This window comes from Treponema sp. UBA785, assembly GCF_002297065.1.
Taxonomy (GTDB): Bacteria; Spirochaetota; Spirochaetia; order Treponematales; family Treponemataceae; genus Treponema_D.
Genome location: NZ_DBJD01000067.1, coordinates 1 through 4,146, shown reverse-complemented (window position 1 = coordinate 4,146; position 4,146 = coordinate 1). Strand labels below are relative to the sequence as shown.

Sequence of the window (4,146 nt, the reverse complement as noted above, 5' to 3'; positions counted from 1 at the left end):
CCCCCTAACGCGGGAATTGCCCGTTTAAATAACATATTTTTTTATGGAGAACAAAATGAATATTTTAGAAGGAAAACTGGTTTCTGAAGGAAATCCAAAAATTGCGATTGTTGCAGCCCGCTTTAATGAATTTATTGTAAGCAAATTGATTGAAGGCGCGCGCGACGGACTTTTACGCCACGATGTAAAAGAAGAAAACATTGACTTGTGCTGGGTTCCAGGAAGTTTTGAAATTCCTGTAGCGGCAAAACACCTTGCAGAAAGCAAAAAATATGACGCAATAATCTGCCTTGGCGCGGTAATCCGCGGAGCAACGAGCCATTACGACTATGTTTGCGCAGAAGTTTCAAAAGGCATTGCCCAGGTTTCTCTCAATACAGGCTTGCCGGTAATGTTTGGAATTTTAACAACAGATACGATTCAGCAGGCGATTGAACGTGCAGGCACAAAAGCCGGAAATAAAGGCTATGACTGCGCACTGGGCGCTCTTGAAATGATAAATCTTTTTAAGAAAATTTAGTTTGCGGCAGGGATTGGAGCAGCGCGCAGCGTTGCCGGCGGCAAAGTCGCCGGCAATGAAGGCGAAAGCCGGAACTGCGCAAAGCCCGACGGCAACTTGTTGCCGGGCTGCCCATTTTTTTGTTTTGTTACTTTTCCTTGAGATATTCCTGAGTTGACATCATTTTTAGGTGCAAGGGAGAAAGTCCGGATAATGTCAGCTTGACGGCGTCTTCTTTTGGCTTGTCTAGTCCGCTTGCTCCGTCTGTCAAATAAACTGTGTAAATTCCTTCGTCAATTAAAGCAAAAACAGTGGATAAAACGCAACATTCGGCAACAACTCCGCCGATAATGACGCGCCCTGCTTTTTTGCAGGCTTCTAAAACTTCCGGGATTGCAAGCGAAGAATAGACACTTTTTGTATAAAGAGGAAATTTTTTTAAGGAAGGCTCAAATTCTTTTAACATTTGGTTTGCAAAAAAGTCGGAATTTACATCGCTGTACTTTTTATTGTATTCTGCCCAGACGCCTTTTGGAGAAGTTTCGTTTGCTATAAACCGTGTAAAAATTACGTTTTTTAGTCCGCGGTCAATTATTTTTTGAAGGTTTTGAGCCGCTCCTTCTGTGTCAAGACATTCCCATTTTCCGCCGCGGGCATAAACATTCTGCATATCGACTATCAAAAGCAAATCGTCTTTTTTCAATTCAAACTCCTGTCAAAGCATTGCAAAAACAAATTTTTTGTCTGTCTACATGTCGGCTGTTTCTTTTTTGTAAATGATTGCAAAGTAAACGATTTCAAAAACCGCAGTAGCCGCCCAGCTGAACGGATAAAGCAAAAAGAGGCTTTCGACTGTTCTATAATGTGCAAAAATCGTGAAAACCCAGATTACGCGCAAAACGCAAGAACCGATAAAAACCATTATTGAGGGCACTAAAGTTTTGCGAAGCCCACGGCTTGCGGCAATTGTTCCGTCCATAAAGGCAGAAATTCCAAAGCTAAAAGTCATAATTTTGAATTTTTGCATTGCGTAGCCGACAACGGCCTGGTCTTTTGTAAAGAGCGACAAAAATTCCTGTCCAAAGACAAAGAGAATACCTCCAAGCACAAAGCCTGCAATGGCTGCGTAGCCCATGCTTATAAAATATGAACTAAGGATTCGCTTTTTTTTGTGCGCTCCGAGGTTTTGTCCGATAAAAGTTGCGCCGGCAGTATAAAATGCAGACATAATGTTAAAAACGAGGTTGTCGCCATTCATTGTAGCGGCGTTTCCCGCAACCATGGCGGCGTCAAAAGAGTTTACAGCCGCAACAATAAAAAGATTTGCAATTGCAAATATCGCGTTTTGAAGGCCGGCTGGCACACCGATTTTGATTATCTGTAAAATTTTGTAACTAGAAATCTGTCTGTACTTAAAATCAAAATTATTTTTTGACAGGACTTTGTAGATTTTCCGTAAAGTAAGAATACACGAAATGTATTGCGCAATTACGGTTGCAACGCCGACTCCAACGACTGAAAGCTTAAAAACAATTACGAGCAGCAGATCGAGAAAAACATTGACAATTCCTGCGGCAATCAGATAGAGAAGGGGAGAGCGGGTGTCGCCCTGGGCGCTTAAAATGGCATTTCCAAAATTGTACATTGCCATTGCCGGCATACAGAGCATATAAATCTTAAAATAAACGGCCGCATCGTGCAAGAGTTCAGGTTTGGTGTTTAAGAGATTGAGAATTCCTGTGGCAGAAAATACACCGGCAACCAAAAGCAAAATTCCAATGCAAAAACATGCGACGGCCGACGCTCTTACTGTAACTTCAAAATCTTTATAATTTTTTTGACCGACGCAGATTGCCGCCAGAACGTTTACGCCGCCGCCAAGTCCGGTTAAAATTCCTGAACAAAAAAAGACCATTTGTCCGGTAGAACCAACAGAGCCCAGAGGCAGATAACCGGCAAAACGTCCTACAACCGCCGTATCCGTCATATTAAATAAAATCTGGAGAACATTTGTAATTACAAGAGGCACGCTAAAGATAAAAATCTTTTTAAAAAGCGAACCTTGGGTCATATCCATTTCAATGCTTTTCATTTTTTTGCTCAATTAAAATAATCAGTTCGCAATAATATATCATAAAAGCAAACTTTGTAAATCTAAAAAATTCGATAAAAATCTTATATCTTTTTGTAATGCCTATTCTGTCTACTTGACAAGCAAGAGAACAACATAAAGCGGACTGTCATTTTCGTGTTTGATTTTTCTGTCATTATTGAGTTTGACTTTCTGTCATTATCGGGCTTGACCCGATAATCTAACTGTGCACTACTGTTTTCTATGCTATAATATTCCTATGCCGGTATATTCAAACAGCAGTCTTTCATCTCTACTGCACAGCTCGATTTGCTCAAATGAAATTCTTGACCTTTATAAAAGCCGCACGCTTTGGTTCAACGAGCGCCGTCTCAGGCGTTTTGTCTTTAACACTTCGAGGGAAAATGACCACCTTGTGCTTCCAAAAGATGAAGTCTACAAATACGCAAGCAGGCTTTTGTCAATGCAGGAGGCGTTTCTTATGTGGTTTGAGAGACTTCCGCAAAGCAGCAAAAATCTGCTGGTTCTGCTTGTGAAATATCCTGTCATTTCTGTCAGCCGCGCCTATAGAATATCCGGGATTCTTGACGAAGACATCAGCGATTCGAGCTACAAGAGCCTCAAAAAGTCTGAAATTCTGAACGACATTCAAAAGAAGCAGAAGTATGTTCTTGAGAATATCGCAATTTATAAAAACGGCTTTGTCTTTTGCCCGGCTGTTTTTCGCCGCTACATTGCCGCCCACCTTTCCGTTCTTGACAAATACAAAAATCTTGCCGAGCTTTCTGTCTGCGCTGAAGACAATTTTTCTCCAGTTTCTGCTGGTGAGATTATAAAATCCACTCCCGCCCTTCAAAAAATGGATAACACAATAGAAGAAAAACTGAAATCTGCTGCGACAATCCGCGATGCTGTTGAAGTTATTGCAAACGCTCCTAACAGCTTTGACGCGGCTTTTCTTGTTCCGCATCTAAACCTAAGCGCGCGCTACTGGCTTTCGCCTAAGACAACGCAGGAGAAAATCAGTCAAATTGAATCTGTATGCGGCTTTCTTGAAAGTCCGCTTTTTGAAAATCCTGTGAGCTTTGAGAAAATCGAGAATTCTTTTTATGACGAGATAGCCAGTAAAATTCCAAAGTTCTATATTCCAGCAGAAGGAGCTGGCTATTTTGTCCAGATTGAATCAGAAAATACTGCAAATTCTTGCAAGTCAAAAACTTCCGCCTGTTTTGGAAAACGACTTGAGCTTTCAGGCGGAGATTTTCTGCATAATTTTGTTTCTGTTCCGGCGTTCAACAATCTTCTTCTGATTCTGTGCGCTCTCGGATTTTTTGAGTGCGCGCTTGAGAAAAACACGCAAAGCGCTGTTTGCAATGCAAGGCTCTATCCCCTTGGAAAAATCAGGGCGCTCAGAAGAAAGAAATAGGATATTGCTGTCTTGCTGAAGCTTGGCCGCGCCTATTGACAGTTTTTTATTCAGTGTCTTTTCTATAATACAGGCGTTGCGCTTTACAGTTTTACGGCATAGTGTCTAGCATATTTTTCGGCTTGATTT

4 protein-coding genes are annotated in these 4,146 nt (G+C 41.4%); 2 read left to right on the top strand and 2 right to left on the bottom strand.

The features are described 5' to 3' along the window. Positions 1-55 precede the first annotated feature (55 nt). Positions 56-520 (top strand): 6,7-dimethyl-8-ribityllumazine synthase, encoded by a 465-nt coding sequence (gene ribH / locus B2X33_RS05500; RefSeq protein WP_296668208.1) that lies wholly within the window; start codon positions 56-58, stop codon positions 518-520. Positions 521-647: 127 nt separating this feature from the next. Here ribH and B2X33_RS05495 read toward each other — a convergent pair whose 3' ends face one another. Further along, the gene (locus B2X33_RS05495) at positions 648-1,202 is read right to left on the bottom strand and encodes a cysteine hydrolase family protein (protein WP_296668206.1); all 555 of its coding nucleotides are present in this window, start codon (positions 1,200-1,202) and stop codon (positions 648-650) included. A gap of 45 nt (positions 1,203-1,247) precedes the next feature. After that, entirely contained in the window at positions 1,248-2,591 is a 1,344-nt protein-coding gene (locus B2X33_RS05490; protein WP_296668204.1) for an MATE family efflux transporter, read from the bottom strand. A 259-nt stretch (positions 2,592-2,850) separates the two neighbouring features. Between B2X33_RS05490 and B2X33_RS05485 the strand changes: the two genes are divergently transcribed. After that, positions 2,851-4,017 (top strand): hypothetical protein, encoded by a 1,167-nt coding sequence (locus B2X33_RS05485; RefSeq protein WP_296668202.1) that lies wholly within the window; start codon positions 2,851-2,853, stop codon positions 4,015-4,017. Positions 4,018-4,146: the final 129 nt, after the last annotated feature.